The 22,698-nt window shown below is 71.4% G+C and carries 12 protein-coding genes and 5 pseudogenes; 8 read left to right on the top strand and 9 right to left on the bottom strand.

What is annotated here, in order from left to right; translation table 11 throughout:
* Positions 1-214: 214 nt before the first annotated feature.
* From QEG98_RS12495 to QEG98_RS12485, 3 genes and pseudogenes are all read right to left on the bottom strand, one after another.
* Positions 215-1,377: pseudogene (locus QEG98_RS12495) on the bottom strand (TfuA-like protein).
* Positions 1,374-2,482 (bottom strand): annotated as a pseudogene (locus QEG98_RS12490) (YcaO-like family protein). Before QEG98_RS12490 ends, QEG98_RS12495 begins: the two co-directional pseudogenes overlap by 4 nt.
* Positions 2,483-2,739: 257 nt before the next feature.
* Positions 2,740-3,318 carry a TIGR02265 family protein gene (locus QEG98_RS12485; protein ID WP_316566902.1) on the bottom strand — a complete coding sequence of 193 codons (579 nt, stop codon included), beginning with the start codon at positions 3,316-3,318 and terminating at the stop codon, positions 2,740-2,742.
* 171 nt (positions 3,319-3,489) lie between these two features.
* On the opposite strand from QEG98_RS12485, the gene QEG98_RS12480 reads away from it, so the two are divergent.
* The 4 genes from QEG98_RS12480 to QEG98_RS12465 all read left to right on the top strand — a co-directional run bounded on the left by QEG98_RS12480 (position 3,490) and on the right by QEG98_RS12465 (position 6,639).
* Complete coding sequence (locus QEG98_RS12480) at positions 3,490-4,131, top strand: RNA polymerase sigma factor (RefSeq protein WP_090489553.1); 642 nt, start codon at positions 3,490-3,492, stop codon at positions 4,129-4,131.
* On the top strand, positions 4,131-4,652 hold the full coding sequence (locus QEG98_RS12475; protein ID WP_316566901.1) for a zf-HC2 domain-containing protein: 522 nt from the start codon (positions 4,131-4,133) through the stop codon (positions 4,650-4,652). Before QEG98_RS12480 ends, QEG98_RS12475 begins: the two co-directional genes overlap by 1 nt.
* A complete protein-coding gene (locus tag QEG98_RS12470; protein ID WP_316566900.1) occupies positions 4,649-5,110 on the top strand; it encodes a hypothetical protein in 462 nt (153 codons plus the stop codon). The genes QEG98_RS12475 and QEG98_RS12470 overlap by 4 nt, the downstream gene beginning before the upstream one ends.
* 947 nt (positions 5,111-6,057) lie before the next feature.
* Entirely contained in the window at positions 6,058-6,639 is a 582-nt protein-coding gene (locus QEG98_RS12465) for a DUF4136 domain-containing protein (RefSeq protein ID WP_316566899.1), read from the top strand.
* A gap of 56 nt (positions 6,640-6,695) precedes the next feature.
* Here the strand turns inward: QEG98_RS12465 and QEG98_RS12460 are convergent, their stop codons facing one another.
* The 5 genes and pseudogenes from QEG98_RS12460 to QEG98_RS41845 form a co-directional block, all read right to left on the bottom strand.
* Positions 6,696-7,670, bottom strand: coding sequence for a DUF5996 family protein (locus QEG98_RS12460; protein WP_316566898.1), 975 nt, complete (start codon positions 7,668-7,670; stop codon positions 6,696-6,698).
* 130 nt (positions 7,671-7,800) lie between these two features.
* Positions 7,801-8,391: a glutathione peroxidase gene (locus QEG98_RS12455; protein ID WP_090489934.1), complete on the bottom strand. Its 591-nt coding sequence runs from the start codon at positions 8,389-8,391 to the stop codon at positions 7,801-7,803.
* 35 nt (positions 8,392-8,426) lie between these two features.
* Positions 8,427-13,727: pseudogene (gene uvrA / locus QEG98_RS12450) on the bottom strand (excinuclease ABC subunit UvrA).
* A gap of 117 nt (positions 13,728-13,844) precedes the next feature.
* Positions 13,845-13,985, bottom strand: coding sequence for a hypothetical protein (locus QEG98_RS41850; protein ID WP_410478002.1), 141 nt, complete (start codon positions 13,983-13,985; stop codon positions 13,845-13,847).
* 86 nt (positions 13,986-14,071) lie between these two features.
* A pseudogene (locus QEG98_RS41845) lies at positions 14,072-14,434 on the bottom strand (DUF2378 family protein); the annotation flags it as partial.
* Between the two features lie 153 nt (positions 14,435-14,587).
* Here QEG98_RS41845 and QEG98_RS12440 point away from each other — a divergent pair.
* The 4 genes and pseudogenes from QEG98_RS12440 (at position 14,588) to mdoH (ending at position 21,357) form a co-directional block, all read left to right on the top strand.
* Entirely contained in the window at positions 14,588-16,879 is a 2,292-nt protein-coding gene (locus QEG98_RS12440) for a PAS domain S-box protein (protein WP_316566897.1), read from the top strand.
* 323 nt (positions 16,880-17,202) lie between these two features.
* Positions 17,203-18,792 (top strand): glucan biosynthesis protein, encoded by a 1,590-nt coding sequence (locus QEG98_RS12435; RefSeq protein WP_316566896.1) that lies wholly within the window; start codon positions 17,203-17,205, stop codon positions 18,790-18,792.
* Positions 18,780-19,283 (top strand): hypothetical protein, encoded by a 504-nt coding sequence (locus tag QEG98_RS12430; RefSeq protein WP_090489571.1) that lies wholly within the window; start codon positions 18,780-18,782, stop codon positions 19,281-19,283. The genes QEG98_RS12435 and QEG98_RS12430 overlap by 13 nt, the downstream gene beginning before the upstream one ends.
* 41 nt (positions 19,284-19,324) lie before the next feature.
* A pseudogene (mdoH, locus tag QEG98_RS12425) lies at positions 19,325-21,357 on the top strand (glucans biosynthesis glucosyltransferase MdoH).
* A gap of 12 nt (positions 21,358-21,369) precedes the next feature.
* Here the strand turns inward: mdoH and QEG98_RS12420 are convergent.
* A complete protein-coding gene (locus tag QEG98_RS12420) occupies positions 21,370-22,680 on the bottom strand; it encodes a M18 family aminopeptidase (protein WP_316566895.1) in 1,311 nt (436 codons plus the stop codon).
* Positions 22,681-22,698 lie beyond the last annotated feature (18 nt).

The following is a 22,698-nucleotide window of genomic DNA, read 5'->3' as shown; positions in this document are numbered from 1 at the left end:
AAGGGAGGCGACCTCACGGCCACGGCCACTGCCCTCCTCCCGTCCCACCCGCGACGTCACGCGCGGGACACACGGCCCGTGGCGGCGCCATTCGCGCGAAAGACTCGGTAACCACCCAGGGAGCGGGGCTGGACAAGGGCAACCTCCAGGGTTGACCCTATCCTTTTCCCCGGGGATGTCACGTTTTCACTTACCCGCGAGGTAAGTCCGCTGCTCAGGAGGACCCAACGCCCTCCGTTGGGTTCACCGCCTCGGCGGCGTCCGCCCAGGCCCCACTCAGCCGGGCCTCGGCGGCCAGCGCTTCGTCCCAGGAAGGGCCGTCCGGCAGCAGGCGCGCCGAATGCGCCAGGACGAGCCGCTCCAGCGCGAGCTCCTCACACAGCCGCCGCAGCCCCACCGCGTCCAACCCCAGGCGCGCGAGGTGGGCCTCACGGCGCGAGGCGGGCACGCGCTGGGCCTGCCACCAACGGGCCTCTTCCTCAGCCACCTCGGCCTCGGAGACGCCCAGCCCCAGGGTGCGCGCCCAGCCCGCGAGCAGCGCCCGCCGCAACCCCGCCTCGGCCAGCGCCACCGCGTTCGGGGACTCCCGAAGGACGTCCAGCACCTGCCCCGAGGACACGGTCCCCGCCTGCGTCGCCGTCACGTCATCCACCAGCCGCCGACGCCGGACCAGGGATGACGGCTCGCGCGGAGCGCCGTGCGGCGCGGGCGCACCCGAGGCCACCCACTCCGCCGCCATCCGGAGGCACGCGAGCGCGTCCTGTCGCTTCAGGTCCTCCGCGCCGTGCGGAAACCACGCGTCCCACGCGGCCCGGGTGGACGCGGACCAGCGAGGTGCCACGGCCTCCAGCACCCGCGCCCACGACCGCTCCTGGTAGAAGACGGACTGGCCGGCGTCGACGAGCGCCCGGGCCGCATCGCGCGTCAGCACCCGGGCCTGGGCCGCGCATGCCGCCGCGTGCCGGACGTTGACCAGGGGCACCGTGAGCGGGCGCCAGCCATGCTCACCATCCGCGTGCAGCAGCGCCACCTCCGAGTCGTCCACCACGTCGCCGTCGCGGTACCACTCGAAGATGCGCCCCACGCCCACCACGCCGTGCGGCGCCAGCTCCGCCGCGCGCAGGGCACCCATGCTGCCGCCTCCGAAGACGGCCACGCCCGCCTCCAGCGCCGCCAGCAGTTCGTGGTGCCACACCGAGGGCTGTGCCTCGAAGACGCCATCCACCAGGGCGATGGCCCGGGGCCGCAGCCGCAGCGCGCGCCACACGTCGCCCTGGCGCGCGGGGGCAGCACCGTGCAGGGCGCCAGTCGCTTCGCTTCCGCCTCTGGGAGCGAGGGCCCCAGGAACACCACGAGATTGTCCGCGCGCCGCTTCATAGGAGCTCCGAGATGCGCATGCCCGGCACCACCACCTTCTGCACGTGAAGGCCCTCGACCGGTGACGACATCGCCACCGCCGCCGCTCGCGTGAAGCCCGCTCGCTGGAGCCGCGCCAGCACCGGCGCACCTGCCCCGCCGCGGCGCCCTTCGCCTTCGCGCCCAGGTCCGGCATGTCCGCGGCGCGCCGCCGTGGACGGACCTGGGCACAGGCCTCCGCGAAGCCTCGCGCCGCCTCCCGGTCCGCGGCGGCCACGTCCTCGCGAGCGCCGTGGATGTCCGTCAGCCGCGACTGCGCCGCCTCCAGCAAGGCCTTCAGCAAGGCCGCCTCGCGCGTCAACGCGCACGCATAACCCGCGGTGAGCGGCACCGGGCCCTCTTCCAGGTCCACCAGCACCGCCGCGCCTACAGGCAGCCCCACCGCGCCCGGCGTGCGCGCGGCGGGCGTGGCGTCGAAGAGGTACACACCAAAGCCCCGCTCACGCAGCGGTCCAGCCAGGGCCTCCACGGCGGGAGCGAGCTCGAGCAGTTCGGGCGTTCGCAGCAACCGCCGCTGGACAACCTCTTCCGTCCACCCCTCCGGCATCATCCGCGCGAGCTGGTCCCGCTCCGTGGCCTCCAGCAGCGCGTGCAGCAGGGCCCGCCCCGCGTCCGGATGCGCGCCGGAGCCGTTGCTCGTCCACGCCACCGCCACCGGGCCCAACGCGGGGCTCCCGGCGGGAGGCACGTGCAGCCCTTGCGCGGGCACCCACACCGGCTCACCGGAGTACAGCTCCCGCGCCTCGAGCCAGGCACAGCGCACGTGCGGGCTCCACAAGCGCGGCGCCACCAGCGCCCCCGCCGAGCCCAGTTCGTCCGCGCCCCACAGCGGACCCAGGTGGCCATCCAGCTCCGCTCGCGAGCCCCACACGAGGGCGTCCGGCACCACCGTCTCCGCCGCCCACAACTCCGCCGTCTCCAGCAGTGCGCCCCAGGCCGCGTCGTCGTAGGAGAGGCCCTTGCCGTTGCACACCTGGAGGACGTGACCGCCCGGCCGCACCGCGCACGCCACCTCCACGCCGGTCCGGTCCAAGCCGGTGACACGCGCCACCCGCGTCACGCCCATGGCCTGGGCCAATCGTTGTTGAAACCGCCGCGAAGACAGCTCGTCCCTGGGAGCCCGCACGGGCGCGGACCTTAGCCTGAACGCCGAACGCCTGTCCGGCGGGCCTGCGGCAAACCGAAGACCTTCACGGTGGGTTGCCCGCACGGCTGGGCGATGCGGACCGCGGCATCAGCCTCGACCATGGCGTGTGGTGGTGCGCGTCTACCCGTACCTGGACGACGTGCGCGCGGACCCACCCTCGGCCCCCTGACGGGCGCTCACTCCCACGAGCAGTGGTACTCGCAATGCGGTGCGCCCCGGGCGCGGCACATGGGGTGGGTGACATGCACGGCGCGGCCGCCACACAGCTCGATGGCGCGCTCGTGCCAGCCGATGATGGTGAGACAGTCCGGCTCGGTGACGTTCTCCGCGCCGAACGTCCGCAGCACCGCGGAGCACGGGCCTGTCTGCTCATAGGTGCGTGAGCCCACCGCGTAATAGAAGCGGTAGATTTTCGGCGCCTGGCTCAGCAGGAAGTGCGGGTCGCCTGCCTTGACGAAGACGTGCTGCGGGCCATGCAGCGCCTCATGGGCGGAAGCGCGCCCCATCTCCAGGAAGGCCCGGTCCTTGTCCTCGGGCGACATCACCCCCGCGATGGCCGCGTCCAACCGCAGGTTCAGCTCCAGGGGATACCAGCCGACGGGAAGCAGCATCTGCCTCAGCAGCGCCTGGTCCTCCGCGGGCAGCCGCCGCAGCACCGCGTCCACCCCGACCTGCCCAACGTGCTGACGCAGCATGTTGAGCCGCGAGATGAGCACGCCGCCCTTGATGCGTGAGCCAGTTCCTTGGGTCAACATGCCCCCGTCCCAGGTAACAACCGCCCACCCATTGTCCCCGCGCGGCCTGCTCGCCATCAACTCGGGAAGGCATGTTTCCTGGCTCAATATCTAGCAATTCACGGACAACCAGAAATTGATGACAGAAATCGGCCGAAATTAACCTTTATCTCCGTCCGGGGTTGGAGCCACGTGAGCATCAGGGAGACAGGCGGCCAGGTGGTGTCCCTGCCGGCGCGCATGGCCCGGGCGGGCCTGGAGCGTGCGCCGGACGAGGCGCTCTGCCGCGCATTCCTGGAGGGTGAGCCGGCGGCCTTCGAGGTGCTGGTGACGCGGCACCGCTCGCTCGTCTTCTCGCTGGTGCGCCGCTACGTGACGCGCCCGGAGGACGCGGCGGACCTGGTGCAGAGCGCCTTCCTGCGCGCGTTGGAGGCCTCGCGCCGCGTCTTCGCGCGCTTCACGCTGTCGGGACCGGCGCCCTTCCGGGCCTGGTTGGTGCGCATCGCGCTCAACCTGGCGAAGAACCACGCCCGTCAGGGGCAGCGGTGGCGCCCGGTGCTGGTGGCCTCCGGGCCGGACGACATGGTGGAGGACCCGTCGGAGTCCGCACAGGACCGGCTGGAGCGGGCCGAGCGCGAACGGCAGGTTCGCGCCGAGGTGCTCACCCTGCCCCGCCGCCAGCGCGAGGTGCTGACGCTGCGCGTGGACGGCGGGCTGGCATTCAAGGACATCGCCGAGACGCTCGGCATCACGGAGAACAATGCGAAGGTGCAGTTCCACCATGCGATGAAGCGCCTCAAGGCGCGGGTGGGCGCGCCCGAGGAGAAGCACTGATGGCTGCGTGCCCTGACCAGGAAGAGCGGCTGGACCTGCACGCCGCGGGGGCGTTGGAGGATGACGAGGCGCTTGGACTCATCCAGCACCTGGAGGGCTGCGAGGGGTGCCGGCAGGCGCTCGCGGCATCCAAGGAGCTGCTCTCGCTGGTGGCGCTGCCCGCGCTGTCACCCCAGGAGAAGACGGAGCTCCAGGAACTGCCCCGGCGCACGCTGGCGGAGTGGCGCCGCGGCGCCCGGCGCCAGGGTCTGGGCTTGAAGACGCTGGGCGCGCTGGTGGCCACCGTCGCGGCGGTGACGTTGCTGCTGCTGGTGCCCGGCGCGTGGCGGCTGCCGTGCCTGGGACCGAAGGCGCCGGTGACGGCGACGGCGGCACCCGCCACCGACGTCGAGGAACTGGACGCGGAGACGATGGCCGCCATCGAGGCCTGGGCGGGACTGGAGCCGCTGGACGCGGTGCTGTTCGAGGACTCCCAGGGCTGGGACGAAGCATTCGACATCGATGTGGGAGAGACGCTGTGAGGACGAGGGCGCGAACGCGGATGGCGGTGATGATGCTGGCCCTGCTGCCCTGGGTGGCGGTGGCCGCGCCTACCGGGCGCGAGGCCCGCGTCGAGGAGCGGCTGGAGCGCGCGGAGCAGCGGCAGCGGCTGCGGCAGGTGCTGGAGCTGTCGGACGTCCTGGACCTGGACAACGCGCAGGCGCTGAAGCTGGAGGAGACGCTCCAGCGCTTCGACGAGCGCCGCCGCCCGCTGCGCAAGCAGGTGCGTGAAGCGGCGCGCATCCTCCACCGGGCGTCGCGGGGTGACAGTGAGGCCCTGGCGCAGGTGGACGCGGCGGCGCTGGGGGCCTTCGAGGCACGCGAGCGCATCGCGGCGCTCGACAAGGAGCTGTACCGGCGCTGGCGAAGACACTGCCCCAGGAGAAGCGCGCCCGGCTCGCGCTCGCCCTGGCGCGCAGCGAGGGCCGCCAGAAGATGAAGCGGGAGCCCGGGAAGGACTCGTTGGGGCGCAGCGGATACGACAGCGGCATGCACTGACGCGGGGGCTTGGGGCCTGACGGCGAGCTCACTCCTCGGTGGGCTCGCTCGGGTCCTTCCTGCCGGTGGCCGGTACGACTCCGCGCGGGCCTCGAGGTGGGCGGCGAGCCGGGGCTCCACACGCGACAGCACCTCCCATTCGATATCCATGGCGCGGCGCACGACGGGCTTCGTCGGCGACAGGGGCTCCCCCGCGACGGAGGCCGCCGCCGCGCCTTCCCCCAGCTTCGCATCCCGATTACCGGCGCCCATGCTCGGATGCGAGGGCGCGCGCCCGTTGGTGGTGTAGTCCATCCGGTAGGCCCGCACCACGGAGCGGCCATCCGACAGCGGATGGACCTGCACGAAGACGCGGGACCAGTTGGCGCCCAGGTCCGTATTGCCCCGGATGCGCCAGGTGGTGTGGACGTAGAGCGGGTCCGAACTGGGAAGCAGCTCGTACTTCTGCTCCACGAGCAGGCGTCGTGCCGTCGTCACCAGTGCGTCCGGCGGCAGCTTGTAGATGGCGTTGCCGCTGGTGGTCTCCACCAGCTGCTGGCGGGTCTCGGGCGTGACGGCGCAACCGCAGGCTCCCAACAGGAGCCCCGCCGTCACCCACGTCGAAAGGCGTGAACGCATGACGATGTTCTCGGCATGCCCCTGCGGGGAAGACGAATGGAGCATGACCTCCGAGCCCGGGGCCCGGCTCACGGAGGACACCCCTGAGAACGCACCGGACGTGCCCTCATATCGCCGTGCGCATTGAGCGGGTGGGCCTCCCTCCGCGGGGCAGAGGACTCGCACCTCGGCCGGGGAGGACCGGGCATCCAGCCCGAGGGGGCCTCGTCATGCCGTGGCTACCGTCAGGGAGGCAACGGCGCGCACCGCGCCGCCACCGAGGAGGCTTCCTTGCGGCTGCTGACCCGAATCGCCCCACCGCTGCTGGCGCTCGCTGTCGCCGCGTGCTCCAGCATCGACGTGAACACCAACTATGACCCCACCGCCACGCAGAAGCTGGAGGGGTACCGCACCTATGCCTGGCTCCCACAGCCCACGGGCAAGGACGACCGCGTCTACAACCCCATCGTCGGCGCGCGCGTCGAGCAGACAGTGGACCGCTACCTGCAGGCGCGCGGCTACCAGCAGGTGGAGTCCACCGCCAACCCGGACTTCCTCATCGGCTGGCACGGCGCCATCCACAACGCGCTGAAGGCGGAGACGGTGGACACCTACTATGGCTATCCCTGGGGCGGTCCCTTCACGGACCCCTTCTTCGCGGGCGGCGCCGTCACCATGCCGGAGACGGAGCTGCGTGAGTACGAGGAGGGCTCGCTCATCCTCGACATCGTCGACCCGCAGTCCAAGCAGCTCGTCTGGCGCGGCACGGCCCAGGCGGAGCTGGACGAGAACGCCAGCGCGGAGAAGCAGCAGCGGCGGCTGGACGAGGCCGTGAAGGACGTGCTGGAGCGCTTCCCACCCAAGGCGAAGTGAGGAGAGCCCTTCGTGCGCACCGGCCTCGCGGCGACGCGCCTCCGCGAGGCCGGGCTTCACGGCGCGGGCTGCTCGGCGACCGTCCCCTCCTCCACGGCGCGGGCCGGGCGCAGGGACTCGGGGACGATGAGCGGCCGCTCCAGGCGCTCCCGCGCCCAGCCGCCCAGGTCCGCGCAGGCCTCGTAGGTGCTCTGGAGGAAGTCGAGCAGGTACGCCTTCGGGTCCTCCGCGCGCCGCACGTCGTCGTACGCCAACAGGTACTCCTTGATGTTGGCGTCGTACCGGGCCTGGGCCGGGCGCACGCTGGCGCGCGCGAAGCCCTCCGGCTCCGGGGCCGCGTAGCTGTAGAAGGCCGCGCCGCCGGTGGCCTGCATGCCGGGCCAGAAGCCCGCGCTGCTGACCTCGTCGCAGTAGGCCTCCTGGGTGATGGGGTCCGCCCCGGGGCGCGCTGGGGCGGGCTGGCCGGAGAAGCGCGTCACCGCCAGGTCGAAGCTCCCCCAGAAGAAGTGCACCGGGCTGCACTTGCCGGTGAAGCGCGCGCGGAAGTCCTCGAAGACGAGCGTGGCCTGCAGCAGCGCCCGCCACCAGTGCTCCACGGCTTCACCGTCATAGCTGGCGTGGTGCAAATCCTCACCGAAGGGCGTGGTGTCGTCGGGAATCTCGACGGGCTGCTCCCAGATGCGCACGTCGATGCCCATGGAGCGCAGCGTCGCCATGAAGTCCCGGTAGAACTCCGCGACGGGCCGGGGCTCCAACGCCATCACCCGGGACGGCCCACGGTTGGCGTGCACGTGCAGCTCGTGCGAGAGGAAGTCGAAGTCCACCTCGAAGGCGCCATTGCCGAAGGGAATGAGCCCCGTCGTCATGCCCCGCGCCGTCACGCGGAACGCGACGTTCCACCAGTGGTTCTGCGGCGGCGTCAGCGCCAGCTTCACCTTGCCGACGACCTGCGTGTACCGGTGCAACGTGGCGTAGGTGTCCTGCCACGCCTCCAGCGGCAGCGGCGGCCACACCGTGTCCCGGGTGTCCATGGGGCCTCCCTTCAAGCCGAGTCGGCATTCAGGGTGAGCCCCCACCGGCGCCCATGCCAGGGCGCCAGCCAGGGCCGCATGCCTCCAGGGCGGGGACCAGAGGGCCAGCCCCCACGCGCCCTCTGGGGGACTACGGCTGCGCGAGCGCGCTGTCGATGGCCGCCTTCAGCTCGGCGCTGTCCGGCGTCACCGCGCTGGGGAAGCCGGCCTTCACCTGGCCGTCCTTGCCCACCACGTACTTGTGGAAATTCCACTTGGGCGCGGGGTGGTGCTGCGACAGGAACGCGTAGACGGGCGACTGGCCGTCCCCCTTCGTCTTCACCTTCTCGAACATGGGGAAGGTGACCTTGTAGCGGAGCTCACAGAACTTCTTGATCTCCTCCGACGAGCCCGGCTCCTGGCCACCAAAGTCGTTGGACGGGAAGCCCACCACCACCAGGCCCTTGTCCTTGTATTCCTGGTGGAGCTTCTCCAAGCCCGCGTACTGCGGCGTGTAGCCACATTCCGACGCGGTGTTCACCACCAGGACGACCTTGCCCTGGTAGCCGGACAGCTTCTCCGGCTTGCCATCGAGCCGGTTGGCGGAGAGGTGATGGAAGGACATGGGCTTCTTCTCGCTCGTGGGTTCGGACTTCGCGGGGGGAGGAGGCTTCGGCGCCGCGGCGAGCGCCGGGGTGAAAGCCAGCGCCGAGGCCAGGGTCAACAAGGGGAGGGTTTTCATGCCGCTCCCCAGGATGCCCCAGTCCCCCGCCCGTTTCACGCCCGCCGCGCCGCGGCACGCGAGCGTGTGTCCTCATCCGAAAAGAGCGACTTGAGCACCCGGCCGGTGGGCGTCTTCTGCTTCGCCACCTCGCGGGGCGTGCCCTCCGCGACGATGTGGCCTCCCGCCTCGCCACCATCGGGCCCCAGCTCCACCACGTGGTCCGCGGCGCCAATCACGGACGGGTGGTGCTCGATGACCACCAACGTGTCACCGCGGTCCACCAGCCGGCCCATGAAGGTGATGAGCTTCTCCACGTCGCCCAGGTGCAGGCCGGTGGTGGGCTCGTCCAGCACGTACAGCGTGGGCTCGTGCCGGGCGGAAGCCGTCAGCTCGGCCGCCAGTTTCAAGCGCTGGGCCTCACCGCCGGACAGGGTGTTGGAACCCTGGCCGAGTTGGAGGTAGCCCACGCCCAGGTCGGCCAGGCACTCCAGCGGCGCGGCCACGCGGGGCAGCGCCTTGAAGACATCCTTGGCCTCGTCGGCGGACAGGCGCAGCACGTCGCCAATGGAGAGCCCGTGGTAGCGCACCTCCAGCGTGGCCGCGTCGAAGCGCGCGCCGTTGCAGGCCTCACACGGCGTCACCACGTCCGGGAGGAAGGACATCTCATGGGAGATGGCGCCCTGCCCGTCGCACGCGGTGCACCGGCCGCCACTGGCCGAGTTGAAGGAGAAGCGCGTGGGCGTGAAGCCCTTGATTTTCGCCTCGGGCGTGGCCGCGAACACGCGGCGCAGCTCGTCCCAGATGCCCAGGAACGTCGCCGGCACCGAACGCGGCGTGCGGCCGATGGGTGACTGGTCCACCGACAGCACGCGCTTCACCGCCTCCGCCCCGTGCAGCGAGGTGAAGGGGCCGGGCTTCGCCGTGACGCGGTCCAGCTTCTCACGCAGCGCCGGGTACAGCACCTGGCGAATCAGCGTGCTCTTCCCGGAGCCCGACACGCCGGACACCACGTTGAGCCGCCCCACCGGCAGCCGCAGGTCCACGCGCTTCAGGTTGTTGGCCCGCGCGCCATTGAGCTCAATCCACTGCTTCGCCTCGCCCCGGCCCGAGGGAGGCCGCACCTGCGACTCCTTCAAGGCCCGCGCGGTGGGTGAATCACTCTCCAGCACCACGTCCGGAGGCCCCTCCGCCAGGATGTGCCCGCCACCCCGGCCGCCCGTGGGCCCCAGGTCCAGCAGGTGGTCCGCCGCGCGGATGGTGTCCGAGTCATGCTCCACCACCAGCACCGTGGAGCCCGTGGCCACCAGGGCGCGCAGGTTGTCCAACAGCCGGTGCGTGTCGCGCGGGTGCAGGCCGATGGTGGGCTCGTCCAGCACGTACATGGCGCCGGTGAGGCCCGCGCCCAGCTGCGCGGACAGGCGCAGCCGCTGCATCTCCCCGCCCGACAGCGTGGCCGCGTTGCGGTCCAGGGACAGGTAGCCCAGGCCCACGCGCTCCAGGAACTCCATGCGGCGCAGCAGCTCCTGACGGGACGGCTCGCCCAGGAGCGCCCGGTCCCCCTTGAACTTCCAGCCGCGCACCCGCGTCAGCGTGGACGCCACGGACTGCTGCACCACCTCATGGTAGCGCGCGCCCTCCAGCCGCACGCCCCGCGGGACGGGGGCCAGCCGGCTGCCACCGCACGTGCGGCACGGCGCGACTTCGCCCTCGGCCATCGCCTCGGCGCCGCCCTGGATGCCGGTGCCCTCGCACGACTCGCAGCGGCCCTGCTTCGTGTTGAAGGAGAACCAGCGCGGATCCAGCTCCGGCACGGCGGTGCCGCACTTGGGACAGGTGCGCTCGGTGGACAGCAGCGTCTCGCCCTTGCCGGCGTCCACCTTCACCGCGCCCTGCCCCCAGCCCAGCGCCTTCTCGAAGACGTCGCGGTCCAGCTTCGACAGCTTGCCCTCGTACATGACGAGGTCGATGTCGTGCTCACGCGTCTTCGCCAGGCGCGGCGGGTCATCCGTGGACGCGAGCTTCCCGTCGACGACGGCCCGCGAGATTCCCGCGCGCGCCGCCGCCGCGAAGATGTCCAGGTAGGTGCCCTTGCGCGAGCGCACCGCGGGCGCCAGCAACGTGCCTTCGCCCTTCATCGCCGTGAGCTGCGCGAAGAGCACGTCCGGCGACAGGGAGGTGATGGGCGAGTCGTCATTCGGGCAGTGCGGCTCACCCAGCTTGGCGAACAGCAGACGCAGGTAGTGGGCCACCTCGGTGACGGTGGCCACGGTGCTGGTGGCTCCCGCTCGCGACGTGCGCTGCTCCAGCGCCACCGACGGCGGCAGCGAGCTGATGCGCTCCACATCCGGACGCGGCATGGAGGGCAGGAACTGCCGCGCGTAGGGGCTCAGCGTCTCCAGGAAGCGGCGCTGGCCTTCCGCGAACACCACGTCGAAGACGAGCGAGCTCTTGCCCGAGCCGCTCGGCCCGGTGACGACGGTCATCTTCCCCAACGGGATGCGGCACGACACGTCGTGGAGGTTGTGCTCGCGCGCGTGCTCCACCTCGATGGCGGGAACCTCGCCCTTGCCCGGCTTGCGCAGCTTCACCGCGCGGCCCAGCGGCTTGCGCTCGCCCCGCAGTGCCTGGGCGGTGGCGCCCTTGCCGCGAGCCACGTCCTCCGGCGTCCCTTCCGCCACCAGCCGGCCACCGTCACGGCCGCCCACGGGGCCCAGGTCGATGACCCAGTCCGAGGCCTTCATCACCGCCACGTCGTGGTCCACCACCAGCACGCTCGCGCCGAAGTCCACGAGCGCATTCAGCGCGGTGATGACGTGGCGCACGTCCTCCGCGTGCAGGCCAGCGCTGGGCTCGTCGATGAGGAACAGCGTCCCCTGCGCCTCACTCGCCAGCGCCCGCGCCAGCTTCAAACGCTGCGCTTCGCCCCCGGACAGCGTGGACAACGGCTGCCCCAGGGGCAGGTAGCCCAGCCCCAGCCGCGCCACCGGCCCCAGCGTGCGCTTCAGCGCCGCGTCGCCGCCGAAGTGCTGGAGCACCTCATCCACCGTCATCTCCAGCACCTGGGCCACGCTGAAGCCCTGGTGGCGGACGGCCAGCACCTCTTCCTTGAAGCGCCGGCCGCGGCACACCGCGCACAGCAGCGCCACGTCGGCGAGGAACTGCATCTCCACCGTCTCGTAGCCCTCGCCCGAGCAGGCCTCGCAACGGCCCTTGTCGACGTTGAAGGAGAAGTGCGCCGCCGTGAGGCCACGCACCTCCGCGTCGGGCTCGGAGGCGAAGCGCTCGCGCAGCCGGTCCCACGCCTTGGTGTACGTGGCCGCGTTGCCGCGCGAGGTGCGCCCCAGCGGGGATTGGTCCACCAGGGTGATGGCCTTCACCGCCTCCATGCCCTCCACCGCGTCCACCGCGCCGGGCGCCTCCACGTCCTTCACGCCCAGCCGCCGCGCCGGTGCCGGTACAGCACCTCGTCCATCAGCGTGCTCTTCCCCGAGCCGCTGGGCCCCGTCACCGCGCACAGCACGCCCAGGGGTACCTCCACCGTGAGGTCCTTCAGGTTGTGCTCGCGGGCCCCCGAATCACCAACGCCCCGGTGCGCGTGCGCGGCGTGCGCGGCACCTCGTCCACGCCGGCCAGCAGCCGCCCCGTGGGCAGGTCCTGCTTCTTCGCCAGCGCCTCCGGCGTGCCATCGAATACCAGCCGCCCGCCCTGCTTCCCGGCCCCGGGCCCCAGCTCCAGCACGCGGTGCGCCGAGCGGATGACCAGCGGGTCATGCTCGATGACCAGCGCGATGTTGCCCCGCTCCGCCAGCTCCGCGATGGCCTCCGTCAGCGGCGGCACGTCGCCCGGGTGCAGGCCCACGGTGGGCTCATCCAGCACGAAGAGCGCGCCGGTGAGGGACGTGCCCAGCGCGGCCGTCAGGGACACGCGCTGCGCCTCGCCGCCCGACAGCGTGCGCGCGGGGCGGTCCAGCGTGAGGTAGCCCAGGCCCACCCGCTGGAGGTAGCGCAGGCGGCCGGCCAGCTCACGCCGCGCCAGCTCCCCTGCCCCGTGGTGGTACGCAGCGCGTCCAGCCGCGCCAGCGCATCCGTCAGCTCCTGGTGGTGCCACGACGGCAAATCCAGCCCGCCCACGCGGTACGCACGCGCCTGGGCGTTGAGGCGTCCGCCGCCGCAGCTCTCGCACAACGTGTAGGCGCGATAGCGCGCCAGCAGCACGCGCACGTGCATCTTGTACGTGCGGCCCTCCATCCACCGGAACCACGCGCGCACGCCCGGATAGGCGCGGCCCTCGTCGTAGTCGCCCTCGCCCTCCAGCACCGACTCGCGCTGCTCGGGCGTCAGCAGGCCCCAGGGCTTGTCCCACGGAATCCCCCGCGCCTTGCACCAGCGCTGGAGCATGCCGCGCTCCCACGTGGTGGACTGGCCGGACCAGGGGCGGATGGCCCCCTGCGACAGGCTCAGCTCGGGGTTGGGAATCACCTTGCCCCAGTCGATGCCAATGGTGCGGCCGAACCCACGGCACGCGGCGCACGCGCCCACCGGCGACTGGTAGCTGAAGAGACCGGGCCGCGCGGCCTCGAACTCCCGCGCGCACCTGGGGCACACCAGCCCGCGCCGCAGCCGCTGGGGCACGCTCTGCCCCGGGACGAAGAGGTGCGCCTCGCCGTCCGCGCGGTTCCACGCGTCCTCCAGGGCCTGCGTCACGCGCGACAGCTGCGCGTTCGTCAGCTTCACCCGGTCCACCACCACGCGCGCGATTCCAGCCGGGTCGGTCGCCTCGGCGGGACGGAGCGACTCCAGCTCCTTCACCTCGCCCTGCACCATCAGCCGGTGGTAGCCGTCCTTCAGCAGCCGGGCCCGCGCGTCCAGGAAGGCCGCCGTGTCGGGGATGCGCAGCGGGAAGGTGAGGATGGCCTGCGCGTCCGGGTGCTCGCGGATGGCCGCGGCCGCCGCCACGCGCGCGTCCGTCCGCACCGCCTCCACGCCGCAGGTGCCGCAGACGGGCACGGCTTCGCGAGTGAAGAGCGCGGACAGGTACGGCTCCACGTCCGCCAGCGTGGCCACCGTGGAGCGCGAGCTCTTCACCGGCGCGCGCCGGTCCACGGCCACGCCCGCGGCCACGGGCTCCAGGGCATCCATGGGCGGCCGCTCCAGCCGCTCGAGGAACTGCCGGGCGTACGGGCTGAAGCTCTCCACGAAGCGCCGCTGCCCCTCGGCATACAGGGTGTCGAGCGCCAGGCTCGACTTCCCGGCGCCGGAGACGCCAGTGACACAGACGAACTCCCCTTCCGAGAGGTCGACCGACAGGTCCTTCAGGTTGTGCGTGCGCGCGCCAACGAGGTGAGTCTTGTGCATACGGGTGGCAGGTTTAACGACTGGACACTTCGCCGCCAATCACAACTGAGGGAGCACCTGTGGGAACTCGCCTCCCTGGCTGGCGATGAGGCGGACACCCGGAGCCCGGAGGCCCGCTCAGGCGCCCGTCCAGCGCACCCGCAGGGCGTACCCCGCGGTCTGCCGCTCCAGCACCTCCACCTGGGGCAACACCTTGGTGCGCAGCAGGACGCCTTCCACCACGCCGGCGACGAAGTCCGGCAGCGGGTCCGGGTCCACGACGCGGATGCGCCATTCCCCGCCTGCACCGGCTCCAGCAGCATCTTCATGTCCTCGCGCCCCGCCCGCAGATACGTGGGCAGTCGCGTCAGACACCGCTCCGTCCCCAACAGGGGCGCGGCGGTGGCGAAGATGCGACCCACCAGCGTCTGGGCGAACCCCTCCACATAGCGGTGCCCCAGGACGCGGTTGGCCGCCTCGGGCGGCTGCCCCACGCAGACATGGCGACGGGCCACTCCCAGCGCCGCCCGCCACACCGCCAGCGGGTAGTACTCCTGCGACGCCTCCATGTCGTAGCCAATGTCTCGCAAGGACTGGGCGAAGGGCCCCGTGGGCTTCAACGCATGGACGAAGAGCCCTTCGAAGTTCCGCCGAGGCACCTGCACCGGCAACGGTGGTGGCTTCCGCGGCTCAGTGGCCGTCTTGTCGTCAAAGCCCCGCCGTTCCATGAGTTCCCCCTGTCTCCACCGGTCCACCCCGGTCCTGAAGCCAGTGTATCAGCCCGGGCGCTTCGTCACCTGCACGCCACACCGGCACGGCACCCCGCTTTTACAACAGCAGACGTCGTGTAACGATGAGCGTTCGTCATCAAGAGGTGTCCCATGCGGGTCCTGATTGTCACCCAGGGGGGAGGGGCGGACCTGGCGCCAGTCGAGTCCTGGCTGCGTGAGCAGGGACACACGGTGGTCACCGTGACGCGCGAGGCGGAGGTGCCCGCCGCGTGGCGCAGCGGAACGTGCGCGCTGGTGATGGTAGATGCCCGGACGGACCCCTCCCGCGTCCCGCTGGTGCGCGCGCTGCGCAGCCTGCCCGGCGGCGAGGAATCCGTGTTGCTGCTCCTGGGCCACCGGGGCGCGCTGGGCGGACTGCGGCCCGTCCTGGAAGCCGGCGCCGATGATTTGCTCGCGTGGCCCGTGGACGAGGAGGAACTGGCGCTGCGGCTGGAGTTGGCCCGCCGCCGCTTCGTCCGGCGCGAGGGCCGCAAGGCGCTGCCCTTCGGAGATGACCTGAAGGAGACGCTGCTGGCCGTCAGCCCCGTGCCCACGGCCATCACCACCATCACCGAGGGGCGCGTGGTGGCGGCCAACGAAGCCTACTTCGAACTCTTCGGCTACACGCGCGAGGAGGTCATCGGGCGCACCACGGTGGAGCTGGCGTTGTGGGAGACGCCCATGGACCGCTCGCAAATCGTGGACAAGCTGCGGCGCCACGGCACGGTGCGCGGCGTGGACGCGCAGTACCGCACCCGCGAGGGCGAACTGCGGCACACGCTGCTCTTCATGGGCCTGGTCTCCTACGGCGGCACGCCCCACGTCATCGCCTTCTTCCCGGACATCACCCCGCTCAAGCGCGCCGAGGAGAGCCTGCGCCGCTCGGAGGTGAGCTTCCGCACCCTCATCGGCAGCCTGCCGGACCTGGTGGCCGTCTTCGACACCGACGCGCGCGTGCGCTACGCCAACCTCAAGGTCGCCACGGCCCTGGGCTACGAGAGCGTGAACGAGCTGCTGGGCAAGCACTTCTCCGACATCATCCCGAAGGAGGACTTCGCCAGCGCCAACGCGCGCATGCATGAAACCCTCCGCACCGGCCGCGCGGCGCTCCAGGAGCGGCGGCTGATCAAACGCGACGGCAGCGTGCTGCACGTGGAGTCCACCACCTTTCCCCTGCCCTTCGACGGCGAGGACTCCATCGTCTCCGTCTCCCATGACTTGACGGAGCGCTACCAGATGCAGGCGCGGCTGATGCTCGCGCAGCGCATGGCCTCCGTCGGCACACTGGCCGCGGGCGTGGCGCACGAAATCAACAACCCCCTGGCCTACCTCACCGCCAACCTGGCGTTCGCGCGCGAGGAGCTCGCCGGCGTGCTGCCCACCGGCACCCGGAACATGGAGCCCCGGCTGGCGGAGGCGGTGGCCAGCGCCCAGGCCGCGCTCGCCGAGGCGCAGCAGGGCGCCGACCGGGTGCGAAGCATCGTCCGGGACTTGAAGACGTTCAGCCGGGTGGACTCAGCGGAGAGCGAGGAAGTGGACGTCCGGCAGGTGCTGGAGTCCACGCTGAACCTGGCCACCACGGAGATTCGTCACCGCGCCCGCCTGGTGAAGCAGCTCGACGCGGTCCCCACCGTGGTCGGCAACGAGTCACGGCTGGGACAGGTGTTCCTCAACCTGCTGGTGAACGCCGCCCAGGCCATTCCCTCCGGGACGCCGGAGCGCCATGAAATCCGCGTCGTCACCCGCCTTTCGGGCAACGGCCTCGTCTGCGTGGAGGTGTCGGACACGGGCGCCGGTATCGCCAAGGAACACCTGCCGCGCCTGTTCGACCCCTTCTTCACCACCAAGGAGCCCGGGGTGGGCACCGGACTGGGCCTGTCCATCTGCCACAGCCTGGTGACGGCCCTGGGTGGCGAAATCCATGCGACGAGCGAGCCGGGCAAGGGCTCCACCTTCCAGGTGCTCCTGACCCCCTCCCAGCGGCTCGGGACGGAGCGCCCACCGCCCGCTCCGCCGCCCGCCCCCACGGAGAAGCGGGGCAGCGTGCTGGTGGTGGACGACGAGCCGCTCGTCTGCACGGCCCTGGGGCGTACGCTGCGTCCACACCACGACGTCACCCTCTTCACCCGGGCCCAGGAGGCCTTGGAGCGCATCGAGGCCGGCGAGCGCTTCGACGTCGTCTTCTGCGACCTGATGATGCCGGGCATGAGCGGGATGGACTTCTACTCCGCCCTCCAGGCCCGCCACCCCGAGCAGGCCCAGCGGGTCATCTTCCTCACCGGCGGCGCGGTGACGCCTCAGGCCCGCGCCTTCCTGGAGTCGGTGCCAAGCCCCCATCTGGAAAAACCGTTCGCTGGCAGGGAACTCCTCTCCCTGATCCAGGAACGGCTCGCGCACGCATAGCGAATTGTCAGCCTGTGGAAGATTTGGACAGGCCCCCCCACCCCCTGCCCCTATCCTCCCCACCGCCCCCGACCGTAGGGCAGGGAACCGTCCACAGGAGGCATGCGCAGAGTGTGCTTTCCGTGACTTTCCAGTGACACGCCGCGCCCAACCTACCGGAATCCCAGCGTTTTCTTGACGGCGGATTCGGGCGTGCGGGGCTGGTACGCGGGTTGCTGAGGCACTGACGCGCCGCACCGCGAGTCCACGCGGAGCGTGCGGTCGGGCGAGGTCCGGGACACCGGAGCCGTTCGGCGAAACCTCTCCTTCGGAGGCGCTCGGACGTGACGTCGTTGCGGCAGAAAGCGTTGAAGCTGGGTGCGCCGTGGCTGTGTGCCGTGGCGGTGGCGTCGAGCGGCGCCGCCGTGGCGGCTCCGCCGGCCAAGGCCCAGAGCGCGGCCACGAAGGGCACGACGGCCTTCTCCACGGAGACGGTGGTGGAGCGCGCGCGGGCGCTGGCGGCCAGGCCCTACCAGGCGCCGCCGAAGTCACTGCCGAAGGCGTACACGCAGCTCAACTACGACCAGTACCGCGACATCCGCTTCCGTCCGGAGCGCGCGCACTGGCGCGACGCGGGCCTGCCCTTCCAGGTGCAGTTCTTCCACCCGGGCTTCCTGTTCCAGTCCCCGGTGGTGATGAACGTCGTGGAGGCGGGCCGCTCGCAGCCGCTGCGCTTCTCCCAGGACCTCTTCAGCTACGGCAAGGTCGTCAACAAGGCGTCCCTGCCTCGCAGCGGCGTGGACGGCTTCGCGGGCCTGCGCTTCCACCACCCGCTCAACCGCCCGGACATCTTCGACGAGCTCGCGGTGTTCCAGGGCGCCAGCTACTTCCGCTCGCTGGGCCAGGGCAACCTCTACGGCCTCTCCGCGCGTGGCATCGCCATCGACACCGCGCAGCCGAGCCCCGAAGAGTTCCCGGAGTTTCGAGAGTTCTGGCTGGAGCGCCCGGCCTCTGGCGCGGGCCAGGTGGTGGTGCACGCGCTGATGGACGGCCCGAGCATCACCGGCGCGTACCGCTTCACCATCACCCCCGGCTCGAACACGGTGATGGAGGTGCAGGCCACCCTCTTCTCGCGCCGCACCATCGACAACCTGGGCGTGGCGCCGCTCACCAGCATGTACCTGTTCGGTGAGAACGACCGCGCGAAGTTCGACGACTTCCGGCCGGAGGTCCACGACTCGGACGGCCTCCTCGTCTGGACCCGGGACGGCGAGCAGCTGTGGCGCCCGCTGCAGAACCCGCGGCAGGTGCGCACCTCCAGCTTCCGCGCGGAGAACCCGCGCGCCTTCGGCCTGCTCCAGCGCGATACGGCCTTCCACAACTACGAGGACCTGGAGGCCCGCTACGAGCGCCGCCCCAGCGCGTGGGTGGAGCCCGTGGGCGAATGGGGCGCCGGCGCGGTGCGGCTGGTGGAGATTCCCACGCCGGACGAGACGCACGACAACATCGTCGCCTTCTGGGTGCCGGACGCGCCGCTCACCCCGGGCACGCCGCTGCGCGTGGCCTACCGCCTGCACTGGGGCGCCAGGTCGCCCTGGGAGAACACCGGCGGCGTCGTCACCTCGACGCGCATCACCTCCGCCATCACCCCGGGCATGCCCGTGGGCGAAGGCGTCACGCCGGCCACGCGCCGGTTCATCCTCGACTTCTCTCGCACCGCCCGCGCCGAGGACGGGCCGGTGGAAGCCGTCATCACCGCGGCCAAGGGCCAGGTGCTGCGCTCCACCATCCAGCGCCACGAACCTTCCGGGGGTTGGCGCACCACCTTCGAGCTGGAGCCCGAGGGCACCAGTGAACCCATCGAGCTGCGCGCGTTCCTGCGGCGCGGTTCCGAGACCCTCACCGAGACCTGGAGCTATCTATGGATTCCGTGACGACGCCGAACACCTGCCCCTCCGTGCCGACCGACTGGGTCCGCCCGGAGACGTGCGTGGCGCTCGACGCCTTCTTCCAGGGCTTCGGCTTCGAAGCCGCCGAGGACCTGGCCGCGCTGGCCGCCTGGGCGCTGGAGGGTGTCACCGCGTCCAACGTGAAGCCGCAGGCCGCCGTGGCCCTGGCCCGTGCCCGCATGGAGACGTGGCTGACGCGCGTGCTGGACATGGACGTGGTGGGCGAGGGCCGGCTGCTGACCCGTGGCCGCGCCGCCTTCGTCCTCAGTGACGGCGCGCGCTTCGGCGCCTCCGTGCTCACCCGGGACGCGGTGCCGCGCGAGCTGTACCGCGCCCTGCGCGCCGCGGTGCCGGTGCCGACGCCGGCGCAGGTTGCCACGCAGATGCCGGAGCAGCAGCTCGTGCTGTGGCCGCTGGGTGAGCGCCTGCGCCGCTGGCTGCGCGCCGGACAGCCGGACATGTCCGTCTCCCGCTGACGCAGCCTCCTGCTCCGGGAGATTCCTCGCGAGGTTCCGCCATGCACGCTCATTCGTTCTCACCGGAGAGCGCCGGCATCCGGCGCCTCTTCGTCCTGGGCCTTGCCGCCGTGTCCACCCTCGCGGGCACCTGGGAGATGCACCGCCTGCTGAGCGCGCGCGGCACCACCGTCCCCGAAGGCGTGCTGCTGGTGCTCTTCGCCCTGTGCTTCGGGTGGATTGCGCTGTCCTTCTGGACGGCGGTGGCGGGGTTCCTCCAGCTCGCCGTGAGCAAGCGGCTGCCCGGCCTGCGCTGGCCCACGGCGGAGGAGTCCGCCACGCGGCTCACCTCGCGCACGTCGGTGGTGATGCCGGTCCACAACGAGGACCCGGCCTCCGTCTTCGCCAACGTGCAGGCCACCTACGAGTCCGTGGAGGCCACCGGGCAGTTGGACGCCTTCGACTTCTACATCCTCAGCGACTCCACCCGCCCGGAGGCGTGGATCGCCGAGGAGCTCGCCTGGGCCGACCTGTGCCGCCGCGTGGGTGGCCAGGGACGCATCTTCTACCGGCGCCGCACGGACAACACCGGCAAGAAGGCCGGCAACCTCCAGGACTTCTGCGAGCGCTGGGGCCGGCACTACGACTTCACCATCGTGCTGGACGCCGACAGCCTGATGGACGGCCGCACGCTGGTGACGATGGCGCGGCTGATGGAGCTCAACCCGCGCGCGGGCATCCTCCAGGCGCCGCCGCTGAACGTGGGCCGCAGCACCCTCTTCGCCCGGCTGCAGCAGTTCGCCGGGCGCGTCTACGGCCCGGTGGTGGCCGCGGGCGCGGCGGCGTGGCAACTGGGCGAGTCCAACTACTGGGGCCACAACGCCATCATCCGCACGGAGGCCTTCATCCAGCACTGCGGCCTGCCGGTGCTCCCCGGCCAGCAGCCCTTCGGTGGCCACATCCTCAGCCACGACTTCGTGGAGGCCGCGCTGATGCGCCGCGCCGGCTACACCGTGTGGCTGGTGACGGAGCTGGGCGGCAGCTTCGAGCAGCCGCCCCCAGCCTGCTGGACTACGCGCAGAGAGACCGCCGCTGGTGCCAGGGCAACCTCCAGCACCTGAGCCTGGTGGCCGCGGGCGGCCTGCACCCCATCAGCCGGGGCCACTTCCTGATGGGCGTGATGTCCTACGCGGCGTCCCCGCTGTGGCTGCTGTTCCTGATGTCCGGGCTGATTGCCGGCCTCTACGACGGGTGGCTGTCCTTCTCCAACCCGCACCTGCTGGAGGACCTGGGCCCGGAGGCGCTGGCGTTCGACACCACGGGCGCCGTGCGGCTGTTCTCCGTGTCCATGGCCATGCTGTTCGCGCCCAAGTGCTTCGGGCTGCTGCTGGCGCTGGCCAGCGCCCAGGACTCGGCGCGCATGGGCGGCCGGGTGCGGCTGGTGCTGAGCGTGGCGCTGGAGAGCGTGCTCGCCACGCTGATGGCGCCGGTGATGATGCTGTTCCAGTCGCACTTCGTCTTCGGCACGCTGCTTGGCTACAAGGTGACGTGGTCCAGCCAGCAACGCGACGACGCCGACCTGCCCTGGGCCGAGGCGGCCCGGCGGCATGCCGTTCACACCACCGTGGGCGTGGTGCTGGCGGCGGTGGCGTTCTTCCTGTCGCCCGGGCTGCTGCTGTGGCTGTCGCCCGTCGTGGCCGGCCTGCTGCTGTCCATCCCCCTCTCCGTCTTCACGTCCCGCGCGTCGCTGGGCATCTGGCTGGAGCGGCGCGGGCTGCTCGTCATCCCCGAGGAGACGGAGCCGCCGCGCGTGTTGGAGCGGGCACAAGAGGTGGCCGAGGAGCACGCGCTGGAGCCGGTGAAGGACGCGGTGGACCACGTCATCTCCGATGCCAAGGCGCACGCGCTGCACCTGGCGCTGCTGGAGTCCCAGCCCTCGCCGGTCGCCGTGCCCATGGCCCTGGCATCCGCGCGGCGCAAGCTGCTGGGTGACAACGTGGAGCCGCTGTCCCCGCCGGAGAAGACGGCGGTGCTGATGGACGCGCACACGCTGACGGAAGCCCGCGAGCGCCGGCTGACGCTCGCGGTCTCCTGAGCACCAGCGGGACTACGCGAAGAGGCGGCTGAGCACGGCCACCATCTGCGCCACGTCGGTGGCGCAGGCCATCTCCCGGATGGAGTGCATGGACAGCATGGGGTTGCCCACGTCCACCGTGCGGATGCCGAGCTGGCCCGCGGAGATGGGGCCAATGGTGCTGCCACAGCCCAAATCCGTGCGGGTGACGAAGTGCTGCGGCGTCACGCCGGCCTCGCGGCACAGCGCCGTGAAGAAGGCCCACGACTCGCCATCCGTGGCGTAGGACTGATTCACATTCGACTTGATGACCGGGCCCGCGCCCATGTGCGGCTGGTGCTTGGGCTCGTGCAGGGACGGGTAGTTGGGATGGATGGCGTGCGCCATGTCCGCGCTCACCAGGAACGAGTGCGCGATGGCGCGGTGGAACGCGTCCGGCTTGCCGTCCGAGTGCGCCAGCGTCAGGCGCTCCAGCAGCGTGCGCAGGAAGGGTGACGCGGCGCCCTGCGCGCTGCGGCTGCCCACCTCTTCGTGGTCGAACAGGATGACGCCGCTGGTGGCCTCACGTGGCTCGCTGCTGGAGAGCAGCGCGGACAGGCTGGCGTGACAGCTGGCCAGGTTGTCCAGGCGCGGCGCGTGGAGGAACTCGCCATGCGCGCCCGAGCGGATGGACGGCTGCAAGTCATAGAGGCACAAGTCGTAGCCGAGGATGTCCCCCGCCTGCGCCTTCACGCCACCCTTGGCCAACTCCTCCAGCAGCAGCCCGTGCAGCTCCGCGACGCCCGCGCGCTCCAGGCCCAGCACCGGCACCATGTGCTCCTGCGCGTTCAGCTTGAGCCCGTCCGAGTTCACCCCGCGGTTGAGGTGAATGGCCAGGTTGGGCACGCGCAGCAGCGGTCGGCGGAAGTCCACCAGGTGCCGCTGGGGGCGGCCCTCCACCATCACCATGACGCGGCCGGCGAGCGACAAGTCCCGGTCCGTCCAGGTGTGCAGCAGCACCCCACCGTAGATTTCCACGCCAAGCTGCTGGTAGCCGTTCTTCGTCACCGCCGCGTTCGGCTTCACGCGCAGGTTGGGAGAGTCCGTGTGCGAGCCCACCAGCCGGAAGCCCGCCCGGTCCACGGGCTGGGTGCCGAGGTGGAACGCCGCGATGCTCGTGTCGCCGCGGGTGATGAACACGCGCGCGCCCGGCTCCAGCGTCCAGGGCTCGCGCTCGTCCAACTGGCGGTAGCCCGCCTGCGTCAGACGGCGGGCCGACTCGCGCACCGCGTGGTACGGCGTGGGCGAGGCGTCGATGTACTCGAGAAGGTCTCCAGCCAGGGCGTCGGTGTCGATGGGGCTCATAGGGCGCCCCAAGCTAAC

The organism is Myxococcus sp. MxC21-1, from assembly GCF_032612255.1.
GTDB classification, from domain to species: domain Bacteria; phylum Myxococcota; class Myxococcia; order Myxococcales; family Myxococcaceae; genus Myxococcus; species Myxococcus virescens.
The sequence above is the reverse complement of the archived record's forward strand: the minus strand, read 5'-3'. Positions and strand labels throughout refer to the sequence as shown.

Bases quoted from the DNA above. Each gene is read 5' to 3' on its own strand.
- QEG98_RS12485 (WP_316566902.1), bottom strand. From the start codon at position 3,318: ATGTTGACCCAAGGAACTGGCTCACGCATCAAGGGCGGCGTGCTCATC.
- QEG98_RS12475 (WP_316566901.1), top strand. From the start codon at position 4,131: ATGGCTGCGTGCCCTGACCAGGAAGAGCGGCTGGACCTGCACGCCGCG.
- QEG98_RS12460 (WP_316566898.1), bottom strand. From the start codon at position 7,670: ATGGACACCCGGGACACGGTGTGGCCGCCGCTGCCGCTGGAGGCGTGG.
- QEG98_RS12455 (WP_090489934.1), bottom strand. From the start codon at position 8,391: ATGAAAACCCTCCCCTTGTTGACCCTGGCCTCGGCGCTGGCTTTCACC.
- QEG98_RS12440 (WP_316566897.1), top strand. From the start codon at position 14,588: ATGCGGGTCCTGATTGTCACCCAGGGGGGAGGGGCGGACCTGGCGCCA.
- QEG98_RS12430 (WP_090489571.1), top strand. From the start codon at position 18,780: ATGGATTCCGTGACGACGCCGAACACCTGCCCCTCCGTGCCGACCGAC.
- QEG98_RS12420 (WP_316566895.1), bottom strand. From the start codon at position 22,680: ATGAGCCCCATCGACACCGACGCCCTGGCTGGAGACCTTCTCGAGTAC.